The organism is Cellulomonas sp. NTE-D12, assembly GCF_027923705.1.
In the GTDB taxonomy this organism is placed as follows: Bacteria; Actinomycetota; Actinomycetes; order Actinomycetales; family Cellulomonadaceae; genus Cellulomonas.
In genome coordinates this window covers 3269692-3285731 of the sequence record NZ_AP026442.1, presented here as the reverse complement: position 1 = coordinate 3285731, position 16040 = coordinate 3269692, and the positions used below count along the sequence as shown (strand labels likewise).

Here is a 16040-nt window from a genome sequence, read left to right as displayed (position 1 = left end):
GTGGACCTTGACGTGGAGAGTCCGGCTCCCGGTTCCAGGCGTGATCCCGGCCGCGACGCCGGGCGCGACGCCGGTTCTGGGCCTCGGCGGCGTCGGCGGGGCGCTCAGCTGGATGCGGCGCTGCTCGAGGCGGCGTGGGCCGAGCTGGTGGAGCGGGGCTATGCCGATCTGACCTTCGATGCCGTCGCCACGCGGGCCGGCACGTCGCGCAGCGTCGTCTACCGCCGCTGGTCCACCCGACGTGACCTGGCGCTGGCGGCTCTGCGGCACCGCACCGCCGGAGACCCCGCACCGGCACCGGACACGGGCAGCCTGCGCGGCGACCTGCTCGAGATCCTGCACGCGATGACCCGGCGGGCGGACGTGATGGTGCTGCTCGGTGTCCAGATGGGGGAGTTCTACCGGGAGACGGGCATCGCCCCGTACGCGCTGCGCGAGCACTGGCTGGGCGGTGGCGGTGCCGCGGTCGTGGAGGTGGTCCGCCGCGCCGAGCGCAGGGGTGAGGTGGACCCGAGCCGGGTGACGCCGCGCACCTTGCGGCTCGCCGCCGACCTGCTGCGTCAGGAGGTGACGACGACCCTGCGGGCGCCGTCGGCCCAGGCGGTGACGTCGATCGTCGACGAGGTCGTCGCCCCGCTGCTCACCGGCGGGACGCAGCCCGTCACGGCGTAGACGGCGCACCGGTCGGTGCCGCCACGGGCAGAGCGACCGTGAACGCCGCTCCCCCCTCCGGTGCGACGTCGACGGCGATGGCGCCGCCGAGCCGCTGCACCAGGCCGTGCACCAGGGACAGTCCGATGCCGACGCCCACGGGCCGCTCGTCCCGGTAGCGGGCCCCGAGCGCACCCGGCTCGAACGCGACGGCACGGTCGGCCTCCGTCAGCCCCGGTCCGCCGTCGCGCACCTGCAGCACGGCGGCAGTCCCGGGCGGGTCCGTCAGCACCGGCGGACGGGCGGCGAGCACCACGGGGTGCCCCGCGGGGGTCATCCGCACAGCGTTGGCTGCCAGGCCGTCGAGCACCTGCCGCAACCGGCCGGGATCCGTGCGGATCACCAGCGGAACCGCGGGCAGCTCCACCCGGAGCACGGCACCGGACGCCACCGCCCGCGCCGACCAGGTGCGGCCCGCGTCGTCCACCAGTGCACCGACGTCCACCGTGGCGGGTTCGAGCCGGAAGTCGTCGGCGCCCATCCGGGCCAGCGCCAGCAGGTCCTCCACCAGGCGTGCCAGCCGTTGCGACTCCGCGACCACCACGCGTCCGGCCTCCCTGGCCTGCTCGCCCTCGACCACACCGTCGGCGATCGACTCGCCGAACCCCTGCACGGCCGTCAGCGGCGTGCGCAGCTCGTGCGAGACGGACAGCAGGAACCGACGCTGCCGAGCCTCGGACGTCGCCAGCGCCGCCGCCAGGGCGTTGAGCGAGTCGGCCACCTCGGCGATCTCGGGGGGACCCTCGGCCGGCACCCTCACGTCGCGTCGCCCGTGCTGCAGGGCGGTGGCCGCGACGGCGGTGCGGCGCAGCGGGCGGGTCAGCAACCGGGCGGCACCCCCGCCGGCGAGGAGGCCGACGCCGAGCCCCACGGCGAGGGCGATGGCCACCGCCCGCTCCACGCGCTGCAGCGGCCGGGCCTCGGCGCGAGCCAGTGCCCGTTCACGCGCCCGCTCCCGAGCCCGCTCCGCCGGAGTGGTGGCGACCGGTTCGGGCGCCGCCGCCGCGGCGGCCGCGATGCGGTCCTCCTGGACGACGGCCCGGGCGGCGGCCACCCCGGAGAGAGCGGCCGCGACCAGGGCCACCGCGACGCACACCAGCGTCATCTGGACGCTGAGACTCAGGTGGCCGGACCACCGACGGGGGGCGTCGCGGCGAGGTACGTCGGCAGGGCTCGCGAGGGGCATCGGAGAGGTGGCGGGAGACCGGTGATCGGCCGGCGTGCCGGTCACAGCCGGCCTCGCCCAGGCTGGTCGGAGCGTCCATGTCCGTCGGGGTCAGCGCCTCCACGGCCGCCGCCCTGCTCCGCGCCCATCGCGGCCTCGTCGGCGGCGTAGCCGACCCCGCGGACGGTGCGCAGCGGCGCGTCCGCGCCCAGCTTGGCGCGGAGCTGGGCGACGTGGACGTCGACCGTGCGGCTGCCGGCATCGGCGTACCCCCAGACCGCCGCGAGCAGCTCCTCGCGCTGCCACACCCGCCCCGGCGTGCGCAGCAGGTGCGTGAGCAGGTCGAACTCCGTCGCGGTCAGGTGCACCGGCCGGTCGGAGACCCACACCCGCCGGCCCGGCACGTCGACGGTCACGGGCCCCAACGTCAGCCGCTCGGCGTCCACCGGCTGCGTCCGGCGCAGCACCGCGTGCACGCGGGCGACGAGCTCGCGGGGGCTGAACGGCTTGGTGACGTAGTCGTCGGCACCGAGCTCGAGGCCGAGCACCCGGTCCACCTCGTCGTCCCGCGCGGTGACGAACAGCACCGGCGTGCGGTCCCCGCGAGCGCGCAGCCGTCGGCACACCTCGATGCCGTCCAGGCCGGGCAGGCCGATGTCGAGCACGACGGCGACGGGCCGATGGGTCAGCACGGCCTGCAGCGCCTGCGAGCCGTCGGCGTAGGCCTGCACCGTGAACCCGTCGCGGGTCAGGTACAGGCGCACCAGCTCGGTCACCGCCGGGTCGTCCTCGGCGAGCACCACCAGCCCGCTGCCCTGCGCCATCGATCCTCCTGTCGGCTGCCGCGCCCGTCGTGCCGGGCGACGGGGTCAGGACGAGGCGTCGCCCGCCATGTCCTGGTCCACCTGGTCGGCGAGGCTGCCGGCCTGGTCGACAGCCTGCTGCAGCCCGTCGACGTCCGTCGCGGCAGGCGACGACGACGCGCCGGACGAGCCTCCGGCAGCAGCACCCGTCCCGCCGGACGCGCTGCCGGCCGCCGACCCGCCACGGGCCGCGCTCCCGCCCACCGTCCCGCTGGCCGCGCCGTTCGTCGTCCCGCCACCGGCCCCCACGCTGCCGTGCCCCGCGAGGCCGCAGCCGGCCAGGCCGGCCACGAGCCCCGCGGTGAGCAGCAGCGCGACGCCACGTCGGCGCGCGTCCGCGCGCAGGCGCAGGCTCATGCGCCCGCGCCGGGCAGGGCGGAGCACACCGTGGTGTCCGCGTTCTTCAGCCGGGTCAGCGCGTTGGCGATCTGCGGCAGCCGGTCCTGGCGCCGGTCGGCGCGCTCGTTGAGCCGCTTCGCCTGCTCGGGGTGCCCGGCGGTCGCCGCCGCGGCGGCCTTGGCGCGCAGCCAGGCGACGGAGCCCTTGGTGTCGGCCCCGGCCTGGATCCGCTGCTGCAGCGCCGTCAGGCGGGCCTGCGCCTTGTGGTCGCGGGTGCACCATGCCTGGACGGTCGCCAGGTCGGTGGTGATGGTGACCGTGCTCCCGTCCACCGTCACGTGCGTCGACGGGCTGGGCGACGAGCTCGCCGTCGGGGTCGCGACGGGGGTGGACGTCCCGTCGGCGAGGGCGGGCACGGCGGCACCGAGCGCGAGCGCACCGGTCAGCGCGACGGTCCCGACGATGCGTGCGAGGGGCAGCGTCATGACGACTCCTTCACCAGGGCGGGCCGCTCCCGCCGACGAGGAGGACTGTCGACGACCTCGGTTCGGGGTGTGTCCGCCCTGTGTTCGGGTTCCGTCAAGACTGTTCAGCACCGACCGTTACGGTGGGCGCCATGCCCATCGCCGCCCGGCCGTCCACCGGCCTGCGCCGGTCCACCCGCCTCGGTGCGGCATCGGCCCTGCTCGTCGTCGGACTCGTGCTCGCCGGCTGCACGCCGGCCCCCGCCAAGCACCGGACCAGCCCCACGGGAAACGCCTCGCGGAGCGTGTCGGCGCCCGCGACCCCGGTCCCGGCGGACCTGACCCGGTTCTACTCGCAGACCGTGCAGTGGAAGGGCTGCTCCGGCGTCGCGGCGCCGCAGGGCGAGACCGCCCAGTGCGGCACCGTCACGGTCCCGCTCGACTGGGCCCAGCCGGCCGGCCCGACCATCGACCTGGCCGTGGCACGGCTGAAGGCCAAGGGGTCGGACACCGTCGGGTCGATCCTGGTCAACCCGGGTGGACCGGGCGCCTCGGCCGTCGACTTCCTCGAGACGGCCGGCACCGTGGTGAGCGCCGAGGTGCGCGACGAGTACGACCTGGTGGCCTTCGACCCCCGCGGCGTGCAGCGGTCGGCGCCGGTGAAGTGCTACGACGGCCCGCAGATGGACAAGCTGGTGGCCGCCGACTTCGACCTGTCGACCGACGCCGGCGTGCAGGCCCAGGAGAAGGCGTGGGCCGACTTCGGTGCCGCGTGCGCCCAGAACACGGGCGCCGTGCTGGGGCACGTGGACACCATCAGCTCCGCGAAGGACATGGACGTGGTGCGGGCCGCGGTCGGCGACGTGACGCTCGACTACCTCGGCTACTCGTACGGCACCAAGCTCGGCGCCACCTACGCGGCGCTGTTCCCCAAGACGGTCGGCCGCATGGTGCTCGACTCGGCGCTCGACCCGACGCTCGACGCCGACGCCGTCGCGGCCGGCCAGGCAGCCGGCTTCGAGAGCGCCCTGCGGGCGTACGTCACCGACTGCCTGGGCGGGAAGGGCTGTCCGCTGACGGGCGACGTGGACACCGCGATGAAGGAGATCGCCGGCCTGCTGACCCACACGCACACCACGCCGTTACCGACCGGCACCTCCCGCCGGCTGACGGCGCCGCTGGCCTTCACCGGCATCGCCTACCCGCTGTACTCGCAGAAGGCCTGGCCGATGCTGACCCAGGCGCTGACCGCCGCGGTGAAGGGCGACGGCTCCGGGCTGCTGCAGCTGGCCGACGCGTACTACGACCGCGCGTCCGACGGCCGGTACACCACCAACACCACCGAGGCGTTCACCGCCATCGACTGCCTGGACTCGCGCGGCTCGTCGGACCTGGCGACCATGCGCACGCAGGCCGCCGCCATCAAGCAGGCGGCGCCCACCGTCGGGGACTTCTTCGCGTACTCCGGCACCACCTGCGCGAGCTGGCCGGTGCCGCAGGCGACGGACCTGACCGACTACTCGGCGAAGGGCGCGCCGCCGATCGTCGTCATCGGCACCACCAACGACCCGGCGACGCCCTACGTCTGGGCGCAGAAGATGGCCTCGACCCTCTCGTCGGGCGTCCTGCTCACCCACGTCGGGGAGGGGCACGGCGCGTACGGCCTGTCCAACTCCTGCGTGCAGAACGCCGTGGACGACTACTTCCTCGACGGCACGGCCCCCAAGGCCGGCACGCGCTGCTGACACCCGCGCCGACCGGCGCGACCGACCGCGGGCCCGCTTTGGAGGCCGGACCGGGCTCCGGGTACAGTGGGCCCGCTCGCCGTGCCGGGGGTCGCTCCGCGTCACCCCACGACGACGCCGCCTTAGCTCAGTCGGCAGAGCGTCTCACTCGTAATGAGAAGGTCGAGAGTTCGATTCTCTCAGGCGGCTCAGCACCGAAAGGCCCCGCGACCAGCACCAATGCCGGCGCGGGGCCTTCGTGTCTCGCGGGTCGGTGGAGTGTCCGGCCACCTCGGGCGCCTCGACGGGTGGAGGATTCGGACCGATGTCCAGCACACGCCCACCCGTGATGAGCGACGTCGCCGCGCTCGCCGGGGTGTCCCACCAGACCGTCTCCCGGGTCCTCAACGACCATCCCAGCGTGCGTCCGGCCACCCGACGGCGGGTGCTCGACGCGGTCGCCGCACTGGGGTATCGCCCCAACCTCGCCGCGCGGGCGTTGGTGACCCGTCGCAGCGGCACCATCGGCGTCCTCTCGTCCGGCTCCGCGCTGTTCGGGCCGACCAGCACGCTGATCGCGATCGAGAACGCGGCCCGGGAGCTCGGGCTGTTCGTGTCCCTGGCCACGCTGCCGGCGTGGAGCTCGGACGACGTCGCGTCCGTGCTCGAGCACTTCATGACGGAGGGTGTCGACGGGGTCGTGGTGCTCGCGGCGCACGACGACGCGGTCGAGGCGGTGCGCTCCTTCGCCTCCCCGGTGCCGGTGGTGATGGTGGGGCCGATGGCCCTGCCTGCGCCGTTGCGGTCGGTCGCGGTGGACCACTACGCCGGCGCGCGCCAGGCGGTGCGGCACCTGCTGGACCTCGGGCACCGGGACGTGCTGCACCTGGCCGGCCCGACCGACTGGCTGGACGCACGCCGCCGCATCGAGGGCTGGCACGACGAGCTGGCGGCCGCCGGCATCGAGGCGGTCGAGCCGAGCACGGGCGACTGGAGCGCCGACCGCGGTTACGCCGTCGGGCGGGAGCTGGTGGCGGGTGGGCCGCCGACGGCGGTGTTCGCCGCCAACGACCAGCTGGCGCTCGGCCTGCTGCGGGCGTTCTGGGAGGCCGGCCTGCGGGTGCCGGACGACGTGTCGGTGGTGGGGTTCGACGACGTCGACGGGTCCGCGCACTTCGTCCCGCCGCTGACCACCGTCCGCCAGGACTTCGGCCGGCTGGGGGAGCGCTGCCTGCAGGTGCTGCTCGAGACGATCGCCGGCGGTACCCCACCCGGGAGCGAGCTGATCCCGACCAGCCTCGTCGTACGGGGCAGCACCGCCGCGCCGCGGCGCTGAGCGCGCCAGAGGTCGCTCAGGCCTCCCGCAGCACGGAAATGCCGTCGACAGCCGCGCCGACCCACGGGACCCTGTGCGCGAGGCCGACGACCGGAGGGGGTGAGCACCGATGAACGCTGTGTCCCACGGGTGCTCCCCACGTCGTCACTGACCGGCCTGCTCGTTCGACGCCGGGAGCCCTCCGTCAGCTGATCGGAAGGCGTCCGCCATGCACCTGCACACCTCCTCGTCCGCCGACGGCGTCGACGAGCACGACTTCACCGTCGACGACGTCCCCGGGGTCCTGTGGACCCCCAGCGGTGCCGTCGAGCCACCCCCCGCCCTGGTGCTGATGGGTCACGGCGGCGGGCTGCACAAGCGCGCGCCGGGCCTCGTGGCGCGGGCCCGTCACCTGGTCGGCACGTACGGGTACGCCGTCGCGGCCATCGACGCGCCCGGGCACGGCGACCGTCCGCGCAGCGCCGCGGACCAGCGCCTGGTCGACGCGATGCTGGCCGCCCGCGCGGCCGGTCAGCCCCTCGCGCCGATCGTCGTCGAGCTCAACGCCTCGATCGCCGAGCGGGCCGTGCCGGAGTGGCGCGCGACGGTCGACGCGCTGCAGGCGCTCCCGCAGGTCGGTGCTCAGGCGCCGATCGGGTACACCGGCCTGACACTGGCCACCGGCATCGGGATCCCGCTGATCCTGGCCGACGCCCGCATCCGCGCGGCGGTGCTGGGCGGGTACTTCGGCACCGAGCCCGTGCTCGCCCTCGCCCGGCAGGTGACCGTCCCGGTCGAGGTGATCCTCTCCTGGGACGACCCCGAGCTGGACCGCCCTTCCGGGCTGGCGCTGTTCGACGCCTTCGGCTCTCCGCACAAGACGCTGCGGGCCCACGTCGGCGACCACCGCCAGGTGCCGTGGGTCGAGGTCGAGCAGTCGGAGCGGTTCCTCGAGTGGTACCTGACGGGGAGTGGTGCCTGACGAGGGGTGCCTGACGAGGGGTGCCTGACGGGGGGTGCCTGACGAGGGGTGCCCGACGGGGAGCGGTACCTGACCGGTTCGGCCCTGCCGCCGTGTGATCTCCCGCGTAGTCGTGCCGGATGACTCACTGATCGGCCCTCACCGGCCGATCGGTAGGGCATGACCGCCTCCGTCGACCGACGCGACCCGCTCGTCGGGCAGCCCGGCGACCCCGGGCTGGCGGGGCTGCAGGAGGCGTTCCTGCGGGCACGCGTCCGCGACACCACCGTTCGCCTGAGCCTGGCGATGTTCCGCGCCCGCGGCTACGCGGAGGTGTGGGGCCGGGACGAGGACGCGCGCCGGTGGGCGCAGACGGCTGCGGAGCTCCGGACGGAGCTCGACGGGCTGCACCGGCAGCTGGACGAGGACGGTGCCGACGGCTCGGTCGACGCCCCGGAGAGCCCCCGGAGCCGTCTCGCCTAGTGGCAGTAAAGGGTGAACTGGACGCTTGACCATGACAATCGTCCAAAATCTGAGCGGGTGTGTCCTCGCAGGTCAGGACCGGTGCTGGTGGTGGGTCGCTCACCCGGGCGGGTTATGTGACACGGTGTCGCGACACGTTGTCACGGGGGGCGAAAACACGGGACGTTCGTCCCAGGCGCACTCCGGCCGGTCCAGACTCACGGCATGGAACCGAACAACGAGCTCCCGACGACAGCGGACTGGCAGCTGTACATATCGGACGCGGAGATCCGCGTGGCGAAGTACGAGTGGCTGGCGGCGCGCGACGGCGACGACGAGGTGCCCGCCGAGCGGGTGGCCATCCTCTTCGAGTACTACCGGGCCCTGATCAGCCTGCAGGCCCAGCAGATCGCCGACGAGTTCCGCGCCAAGCGCCGCATCGCCTGAGACGCACCACGCGGACGCAGCGTCGCGCCCGCAGGTCTCACGCGAGGCCGGTCAAACCGAGTCGCCCGACGACGACGTCGCCGGGCGATTCCTGTGTCCGGAGGTCGACGCAACCCGGACCATCAGCCCAGCCGGAGCCGGGCGCCAGCCCGAGCCGAGCGCCAGCCGCAGCTAGAGCAGCGGCGGGACCTCGCCCACCAGCACGGGGTCGCCGAGCGGGCCGGTGCCGAGCGCGTCCTCGACGAACCGGTGCGCCACCTTCAGCCCCGGCGCTCCGGCCTCCGACGCCTCGATCAGCACCGCCGGGAACCCCTGACGCGGGTCCGGGACGCCGGCCGGGTGCCGGTCGATCCATCCGATCGCCACGGCGCGGGCGCCGGAGGTGCGTGCGGTGTCCCGCGCCTGTCGCAGGGCCTGCGACGGCTCACCGGTGCAGGCGAGGGTGCGGGTGCCCGAGTCGTCGACCAGCATGACGAAGGCCTCGCGGTCGAACGGTCCGCGGCGCAGCACCACCAGCGCGTGCTCGAGGGCGCGCAGCGCCAGCTCCTGCGCGGCGGTCGACGGGGGGTGCGGCAGGTTGGTCGGCCGCTGGGGGGTGGCTGGCGCGGCGGTGACCGGCTCGACCGTGTCCGGCGCGACGGCGCTGGGCTCGACGGCGCTGGGCTCGACCGCAGCCGGCTCGGCGGTGGCCGGCCCTGTGTCGGTGGCCGCGCCCGCATCCGCAGCCGGTCCGGCATCGATGGTCGCGACGTCGGTCGGGTCCGCCGCGGCGTGGTGACGGCTGGGCAGGGGTGTTCCCGGCGCCGGCACGACGACGGGGGTCCACTCCTTCGCCTCGGGCGCGACCGGTGCGGCGTCCTGCTCGCCGCCGGTGGCGGCGAGCGAGTCGGCGAGGGAGTCGGCAGGGGCGGAGGGCTCGTCGTCCACGGGCGCGGGTGCCGGCCCCGTGGTGCGCTCCGAAGAGGTCACGTTCTCGACCGACACGCGCGGCTGCGGCATCGTGACGCCCGCCAGGTGCGCGGCTGCGGCGCCGAGGTAGCCGCCGATCCAGCCGTGGGCGCCGGCGTCCCACCGGTCCTGCGCGTCGGGGATCGGCACCACCGGTGCCAGGGGGTGCGCATCGCCGACGATGCCGAGCGTCGGTCCGGACGGTCCCGGGCACACCACCCAGCGCGAACCGGCGACATGGGTGACCAGCAGGTCGCCGAGCGCGACCCCGACCCACTCCACGAGTCCCGCCGGTGCCGGCGTGCCGGGCTGCGGGACCACCCGGTCCCAGAACCAGCTCAGCGCGCGGGAGTCCGTGCGGTCGACGCTGCCGGCGAGCGGCGCCCGCAGCCGGTCGAGGTCGGCGTGCTCGTGCGAGGTGAGGTCACGCGGGCCGACGAGGGTGGGGTCGGGCGTGAGCGTCTGCACCATCGCAGTCAACTCGGTCATGGTCTGGGGATCGACCAGCGCCGCGCCGGTCTTGAGGAACCCGAAGAGTGAGATCGCTCCCGCGGGTGGTCCCGGGGGTCGTCGGTCCCAGTCGTCTGCCGCCTCGGGGCACGGGCTCCGGCCGCGTCCGGGGCTGGGCGCCGCGCGGGGGACCGGGTTAGCCTGGCTCGTCCGTCGCACTGCGCTGCTGCGGACCCCGTCGCACCGATCGGGGAGGTACGCCATCCGTCGTCCCGCCGCTGTCGCGCTCGCCGCCGCCCTGGTGCTGGGTGCGGGTGGCACGGGGGCCTGGGCCTGGCAGGACGGACGGCGGCCGGCCGCTGCGGCGGACGAGCTGACGTCGGCTCGGGCGGCCGCGGCCGTGAGCGACGACGCGTCGCAGGTGTCCGGCCTGACGGCCCAGGCTGCGCAGGCGGCGGCCCAGGGCCTGACCGACCAGTCCCGTGCCGAGCTGCAGCAGGCGGTCGCCGCAGCACGTGCCGTGCTCGACGGCAGCGCCGGGCAGGTGTCCGACGACGCGGTGCGCACGGCCCTGGCGTCGGCGCTCGCCGAGGCCGACCAGGCGCTCGCCGGGACCGTCGCGCCCGCCCGCGCCGCGACGCTCACCGCCTCCGTCTCCACCGCCGCGGCGCAGGCGGACCAGGCGCAGCAGGCCTGGCAGGCCGCCCGGGCGGCGCAGGCAGCGGCCCAGGCAGCGGCGAGGGCCCGTGCCGCAGCGAGCCCCGCGCCGACGTCGTCCGTCGACCCCTGCCGCACCACCTACACCGGGCCGCCGTTCTGGACGTCGGTGCCCACCGCGACCGGCGACGGCTCGAACGGGAACCTGCCGGCCTCGTCCATGACGGCGCTGTCGTGGACCACCGACTCGCACGGCACCCGCTTCTACCTGCTCACCTCGGCGGCGCAGGCGCTCGAACGGCTGAACGTCGCGTTCCGGGCGGCGTTCGGGCACGACCTGGACATCGACCTGGCGTACCGGGACTACGCGACGCAGGTGGCGATGCGCGCCGCGCTCGGCACCGTCGCCGCGGTGCCGGGGACGTCGCCGCACGGCTTCGGCAAGGCGATCGACGTGCCGGAGCTGCCGTGCGAGTACGGCTGGAACAGCGCGCAGCGTGCGTGGCTGCTGGCGCACGGTCCGTCGTTCGGCTGGGTGCAGCCGACATGGGCGCTGCAGAACGGGTCGGGGCCGGAGTACTGGCACTACGAGTACACGGGCTGACGGGTCGCCCGCGCAGCGCGCCCTGACGGACCACCGATGACCGAGGGACCGAGCATGCCGTCCGAGCCGAGCCGGCGGGACGAGGTCCTGGCCGTGTGCCGCTCCGTGGCGGCGTGGGCGGCGGCCCGTCCCGACGTCGTCGCGGTGGGGCTGGCGGGGTCGTGGGCACGTGGGGCGGCGCGTGCGGACTCCGACGTGGACCTCGTCCTGCTGACCTACGTGCCCGAGCGCTGGATCCGGGCGGACGACTGGATCCCGGCTGCGGTCGGCCAGGACGTGATGCCGGTGCGCACCCAGGCCTGGGGAGTGCTGACGGAGCGACGGGTGCGGCTGGCGAGCGGCCTGGAGGTCGAGCTGGGGATCGTGCCGCGCGAATGGGCGACCGAGCCGGTGGACGACGGCACCGCCCGGGTGGTGCGCGACGGGTTCCGCGTGCTGCACGACCCGGTGGGCGTCCTGAGCCGGCTGCTCACCGCGCTCGGCGTCGGGGGCGACGGCTGACGAAGGGTCGGACCGGCTGACGCGGGCGCCGGTCAGCGGGGGCGGTCGGCGTCCTTGCTGGGCTGCACGCGCTTGGGCTCGCCCGGCATCTTCGGGTACTCGGGCGGATAGGGCAGGTCACCCTCGCCCTCGTCGCGCTCCTGCCGCTCGGCCAGCTCCAGCAGCGACTCGATCGAGTAGCGCGGCTCACGGTGGGCGACCAGCGGGGCGAAGAGGTCGCCGACCTCGGCGAACCGCGCCGGCATCGTCGTGACGTCGAAGTCGTCGGGTGCCACGTCGGCGATCTCGTCCCAGCGCAGGGGAGCGGACACGGTGGCACGGGCGTTGGCCCGCACGGAGTAGGCCGAGGCGATGGTGCGGTCGCGGGCCATCTGGTTGTAGTCGACGAAGATCTTCGAGCCGCGCTCCTCCTTCCACCACTTCACCGTCACCTGCTCCGGCAGCCGGCGGGTCAGCTCCCGGCCGAACGCGATGGTGGCGCGCCGGGCCTCCGTGAAGGTCCAGCGCGGCTCGATCGGCACGAAGACGTGGATGCCGCGGCCACCGGACGTCTTGGGGAACCCCGTCAGACCGTGCTCGGTCAGCAGCTCGCGGACGTGCGGCGCGACCCGGGCGGCATCGGTGAAGTCGGTGCCCGGCTGCGGGTCCAGGTCGATGCGCAGCTGGTCAGGCCGGTCGACGTCGTCGCGCACCACCGGCCAGGGGTGGAAGGTCAGCGTGCCGAGGTTGGCCGCCCAGGCGACGACGGCCAGCTCGGTCGGTGCCACCTCGTCGGCCGTGCGACCGCTCGGGAAGCCGATCCGGCTGGTCTGGACGTAGTCGGGGGCGCCCTGCGGCACCCGCTTCTGGTAGAACGCGTCGCCTGACGAGTCGGCGCGGGTGGCCCGCTTCGCGTCGGCGAACCAGCCGCGGGGCCAGCGTTCCAGCGTCGTCGGGCGGTCCAGCAGCGCGCCGAGGATCCCGTCACCCACCGCGACGAAGTACTCCACCACGTCGAGCTTGCTCAGTCCCCGCTCGGCGAAGTAGACCCGGTCCGGGTTGGACACGCGCACGGTGCGGCCGCGCACCTCGAGCTCGACGGCGGGCGTGCTGGCGCTCGGCATGGGCTCACGCTAGAGCCGCGCACCGACACCGGCACCCCCTGCCGCCGGCCTGCCGGCTCAGCTCAGCAGCCCTCGGTGGTGGGCCACCGCGACGGCCTCCGCGCGACCGGACACGCCGAGCTTGGCCAGCAGGTTGGAGATGTGCACGGACACGGTCTTGGCGGAGATGAACAGCCGCTCGCCGATCTGCCGGTTGGACAGCCCCTGGGCCACCAGGCGCAGCACCTCCGCCTCGCGGGCCGTCAGCACGTCCGCCGTCTCGGCCCGGGTGCCGGGCAGCTCGAGCCGGCCCCGGCGCGCCAGCGCCCGCACCGCGGTGGCCAGCGGCCGCGCCCCCATCGCCTCGGCCTCCGCCAGCGCGGTCAACGCCTGCCCCTGGGCACCGCTGCGGTCGCCGGCGGCCAGCAGCGCCTCGGCCCACCGCCACCGCGTGCGGGCCACCTCGTAGCGGAACCCGTTGCCGAACTCCGCCACCGCCGCCGCCCACAGCTCCGGCTCCGGTCGGCCGTTCAGCCGCGCGTGCTCGGCGCGGGCCCGTGCGGCCCAGCCGCGACCCTCCGGCCCCAGCCGGCCGCCGCGCGGACGACCCTTCACCGCGGTGTCCTCGGCGTGCGACAGCAGCCGTTCGCCGGCCTCGAGCCGCTGCGTGACGTCCCGGCCGGCGAGCCGCTCCTCCTCCGTCGCATCGGCGTGCGCCGCCAGCGCGAGCGCGCACACCCAGATGCCGCCGAGCACGTACTCGCCCCAGGAGGCGGCCACCCCGGTCATCACGTCCGCCGCCAGCTCGACGGCGGCGTCGGGCTCGCCCCGCCACGTCAGCGCGTCGACCGTGGTGCCGCCCGCGATCAGCAGGATCTGCGGGTCCCGGTCCCGGTGCGCCACCAGGGCCCGTCCGCGCTCGACGGCGTCCTCGTCACCCCGCGCGACGGCGGCGTACGTGCACGCCACGGCCAGCCACGACGTGTGCTCGTCCCACTGGTCGACCGGGGCGCGCGCCGCCGACCCGGGGGTGAGGTCGCCCGACTGGTACCGGATCAGCTCCGCCATCCAGCGCAGCTCCAGCGTGTACGCCCCGCGGCCGGCGCCGAGCCGCTCGGCGCGCGCCACGCTGCTCGCCGCGAGCGCGGCGGCCCCGGCGAGGTCACCCGCGTAGTAGCGGCCGGACACCAGGTTGAACCGGGTCCGCAGCTCCGTCGCCAGGTCCCCGGACTCCTCGGCGCGCACCAGCGCCGCCTCGAGCAGCTCCTCGGACCGTTCCGGGGACTCCCTGACCAGCAGCGCCCGCGTGGTCAGCGCGTCCGACTCGGCGTCGGTGGCGCCGACGGCCCGCGCCACCTCGAGCGCCTGGGTCGCCACCACCTCGGCCTCCTCGTCGAGGTCCATGTTCATCGCGGCGCGCGCGTAGGTGGCGAGCGCCCACGCGCGGTCGGCGGACGGCTCGTCGAGCACGGCCACGGCGCGGGACGCCTCGGTCCGGGCCTCGTGCACCCGGTCGGCATCGAGCAGGAACCGGGCGAGCGCCGTGCGGCAGCCCGCCTGGCGGCGTGGGTCGTGGCCGGTCTCGTCGACCGCGGCGCGAGCCAGCTGCAGCGCGTGGTCCGCCCGCCCGGCCTCCGACGCCGCGCCCGCCGCGAGGCCCAGGAGCGCCACGTGGTCCTCCGGCAGCCCGGCGGCTGCACGAGGGGCCGCGTCCCACAGCCGGAGCACCACCTCGAGGTGCTGCAGCTGCTCCTCGGGCGCCAGCACGGCCTGCGCCTCGCTCGCCGCGGCGTAGGAGGCGGTGAGCGCCACGTCGAGGTCCGGGGCGCGCAGCGCGTGGCTGGCCAGACGGGCCGACGAGGCGACGGTCGGGTCGGCCTGCATCGCGCGGAGGTAGGCGCGGTGGAGGCCCGACTTCTCGCCGGGCAGCAGGTCCCCGTACACCGCCTCGGCCAGCAGGGCGTGCCGGAACGCGATGCGGCCGCCGTCCTCGGCGGCCAGCACGTGCTGGGCGACGGCGTCCCGCAGGGCGAGGTCCACGGCGCCCGGCCCGCTCAGCACCGCGGAGTCGTCGGCCGCGGCTGCGGCGCGCAGCAGCGTCTCCGGGACGCTGCGTCCGGCGGCGGCGACCAGCTCGGCCAGGCGCTGGGACGCGGGCTGCAGCGCCTCGAGCCGCACGCGCAGCACGTCGACCAGGGACCACGGCAGCTCGTCCGTCTCGGGACCGGCCGCCAGCAGCTCCTCGGCGAAGTACGCGTTGCCCTCCGAGCGGGCGACCACCCGGCCGAAGGTGTCGTCGTCCAAGGGAGCACCGAGCACCGCCGTGGTGAACTCCCGCAGCTCCGGCTCGTCGAACGGCAGCAGCTCCAGCCGCTGCACGCGCGGGTGCCGCACCAGCTCGGCGATCAGCGGGCGCAGGGCGTGGCGCCGGTGCAGGTCGTCCGTGCGGTACGTGGCGACCAGCAGCAGGTGCTGCATGGCCAGGCGGCTGACCAGGAAACGCAGCAGGTCCCGCGACGAGGCGTCCGCCCAGTGCAGGTCCTCGAGCACCACCAGCAGCGGCCGCTCGGCCGTGCCCATGCGAGCCAGCACGTCGGCCACGCCCTCGAAGAGCTCGAACCGGTCCTGCGCCTCGTCGGCCCGGGCCGGTCGGTCCGTCCCGCCGGGCAGCAGCCGGCCGAGCGCCGGACGGTCCGCCACCACCGCGTCGACCACGTCCGGCTCCAGGCCCTGCAGCGTCGCGAGCGCCGCCGCGAACGGCAGGTACGGCAGGCCGATCTCACCGAGGTCGACGCACGCCGACACGACCGTCCGGGCGCCGGCCTGCTTGGCCAGGCTCCTCACGTGGCGCACCAGCCGCGTCTTGCCGACGCCGGCGTCACCGGCGACGACCACCAGCGACGGCTCGCCCGCGCTCGCGCCCTCGAACGCCTCCCAGAGGCGCTCGACCTGTGCCGCACGGGCGACGAACGGCGTGCTCATCGGGCTGCGTGCCATGCCCCCGATCCTCGCAGGGGCCACCCACGCAGCCACCTGCTTATCGATCCCGGGCCGCCTGACCGCTGCCGGCCGGCGGCGTCGCGGCGTGCGGCGCGCTCGGCGCGGGCCGCACGGCTGAGGTACGCCGCCCGGCGTGCCTGGCCCAGCTCGTCCAGCAGGTGCTCGCGACGGTAGGCCAGCTCGGCGTCGACCGCCGGTGCCTGCCACGTCCTCGTGATCTCGATCATGGTGGTGCGCTCCCCGTCCTTCGTCCTGCTCCGTGTGATGACCCCAAGGTCGTCGTGAGGCCCGGGTCGGCGGATCGGTCGATCGCCCAGTCCTGCCGGTGCGGTGCGGCCGACGGCGTC

The 16040-nt window shown here is 75.4% G+C and carries 16 protein-coding genes and 1 tRNA gene; 9 read left to right on the top strand and 8 right to left on the bottom strand.

Annotated features, from left to right (window positions below; translation table 11 throughout):
• Positions 1-12 precede the first annotated feature (12 nt).
• Positions 13-672 carry a TetR/AcrR family transcriptional regulator gene (locus tag QMF98_RS15210; RefSeq protein WP_337973764.1) on the top strand — a complete coding sequence of 220 codons (660 nt, stop codon included), beginning with the start codon at positions 13-15 and terminating at the stop codon, positions 670-672.
• On the opposite strand, the gene QMF98_RS15205 is transcribed toward QMF98_RS15210, so the two are convergent.
• The 4 genes from QMF98_RS15205 to QMF98_RS15190 form a co-directional block, all read right to left on the bottom strand.
• Positions 662-1816: a HAMP domain-containing sensor histidine kinase gene (locus QMF98_RS15205; protein ID WP_337973763.1), complete on the bottom strand. Its 1155-nt coding sequence runs from the start codon at positions 1814-1816 to the stop codon at positions 662-664. The genes QMF98_RS15210 and QMF98_RS15205 overlap by 11 nt on opposite strands.
• 122 nt (positions 1817-1938) lie before the next feature.
• On the bottom strand, positions 1939-2700 hold the full coding sequence (locus QMF98_RS15200; protein WP_337973762.1) for a response regulator transcription factor: 762 nt from the start codon (positions 2698-2700) through the stop codon (positions 1939-1941).
• Positions 2701-2745: 45 nt separating this feature from the next.
• Positions 2746-3096 (bottom strand): hypothetical protein, encoded by a 351-nt coding sequence (locus tag QMF98_RS15195; RefSeq protein ID WP_337973761.1) that lies wholly within the window; start codon positions 3094-3096, stop codon positions 2746-2748.
• Positions 3093-3563, bottom strand: coding sequence for a hypothetical protein (locus QMF98_RS15190; RefSeq protein ID WP_337973760.1), 471 nt, complete (start codon positions 3561-3563; stop codon positions 3093-3095). Before QMF98_RS15190 ends, QMF98_RS15195 begins: the two co-directional genes overlap by 4 nt.
• A 131-nt stretch (positions 3564-3694) precedes the next feature.
• Here QMF98_RS15190 and QMF98_RS15185 point away from each other — a divergent pair, with 131 nt between their 5' ends.
• From QMF98_RS15185 to QMF98_RS15160, 6 genes are all read left to right on the top strand, one after another.
• The gene (locus tag QMF98_RS15185; protein ID WP_337973759.1) at positions 3695-5287 is read left to right on the top strand and encodes an alpha/beta hydrolase; all 1593 of its coding nucleotides are present in this window, start codon (positions 3695-3697) and stop codon (positions 5285-5287) included.
• A 116-nt stretch (positions 5288-5403) separates the two neighbouring features.
• Positions 5404-5476, top strand: a tRNA-Thr gene (locus QMF98_RS15180).
• Between the two features lie 115 nt (positions 5477-5591).
• On the top strand, positions 5592-6602 hold the full coding sequence (locus tag QMF98_RS15175) for a LacI family DNA-binding transcriptional regulator (protein ID WP_337973758.1): 1011 nt from the start codon (positions 5592-5594) through the stop codon (positions 6600-6602).
• Positions 6603-6810: 208 nt separating this feature from the next.
• On the top strand, positions 6811-7563 hold the full coding sequence (locus QMF98_RS15170; RefSeq protein ID WP_337973757.1) for a dienelactone hydrolase family protein: 753 nt from the start codon (positions 6811-6813) through the stop codon (positions 7561-7563).
• A gap of 159 nt (positions 7564-7722) precedes the next feature.
• Entirely contained in the window at positions 7723-8025 is a 303-nt protein-coding gene (locus QMF98_RS15165; RefSeq protein WP_337973756.1) for a hypothetical protein, read from the top strand.
• 273 nt (positions 8026-8298) lie between these two features.
• A complete protein-coding gene (locus QMF98_RS15160; RefSeq protein ID WP_337973755.1) occupies positions 8299-8451 on the top strand; it encodes a hypothetical protein in 153 nt (50 codons plus the stop codon).
• A gap of 171 nt (positions 8452-8622) precedes the next feature.
• Here the strand turns inward: QMF98_RS15160 and QMF98_RS15155 are convergent, their stop codons facing one another.
• On the bottom strand, positions 8623-9888 hold the full coding sequence (locus tag QMF98_RS15155) for a hypothetical protein (RefSeq protein ID WP_337973754.1): 1266 nt from the start codon (positions 9886-9888) through the stop codon (positions 8623-8625).
• A 361-nt stretch (positions 9889-10249) separates the two neighbouring features.
• Between QMF98_RS15155 and QMF98_RS15150 the strand changes: the two genes are divergently transcribed.
• Together QMF98_RS15150 and QMF98_RS15145 are read left to right on the top strand one after the other, a co-directional pair.
• The gene (locus QMF98_RS15150) at positions 10250-11110 is read left to right on the top strand and encodes a M15 family metallopeptidase (RefSeq protein ID WP_337973753.1); all 861 of its coding nucleotides are present in this window, start codon (positions 10250-10252) and stop codon (positions 11108-11110) included.
• Between the two features lie 36 nt (positions 11111-11146).
• Entirely contained in the window at positions 11147-11611 is a 465-nt protein-coding gene (locus QMF98_RS15145) for a nucleotidyltransferase domain-containing protein (protein ID WP_337973752.1), read from the top strand.
• A gap of 32 nt (positions 11612-11643) precedes the next feature.
• Here QMF98_RS15145 and ligD read toward each other — a convergent pair whose 3' ends face one another.
• From ligD to QMF98_RS15130, 3 genes are read right to left on the bottom strand one after another with little or no spacing between them, the layout of a single operon-like run.
• On the bottom strand, positions 11644-12714 hold the full coding sequence (gene ligD / locus QMF98_RS15140; protein WP_337973751.1) for a non-homologous end-joining DNA ligase: 1071 nt from the start codon (positions 12712-12714) through the stop codon (positions 11644-11646).
• Between the two features lie 57 nt (positions 12715-12771).
• On the bottom strand, positions 12772-15690 hold the full coding sequence (locus QMF98_RS15135; protein ID WP_337973750.1) for a helix-turn-helix transcriptional regulator: 2919 nt from the start codon (positions 15688-15690) through the stop codon (positions 12772-12774).
• A complete protein-coding gene (locus tag QMF98_RS15130) occupies positions 15672-15920 on the bottom strand; it encodes a hypothetical protein (RefSeq protein WP_337973749.1) in 249 nt (82 codons plus the stop codon). The genes QMF98_RS15135 and QMF98_RS15130 overlap by 19 nt, the downstream gene beginning before the upstream one ends.
• Between the last annotated feature and the right edge of the window lie 120 nt (positions 15921-16040).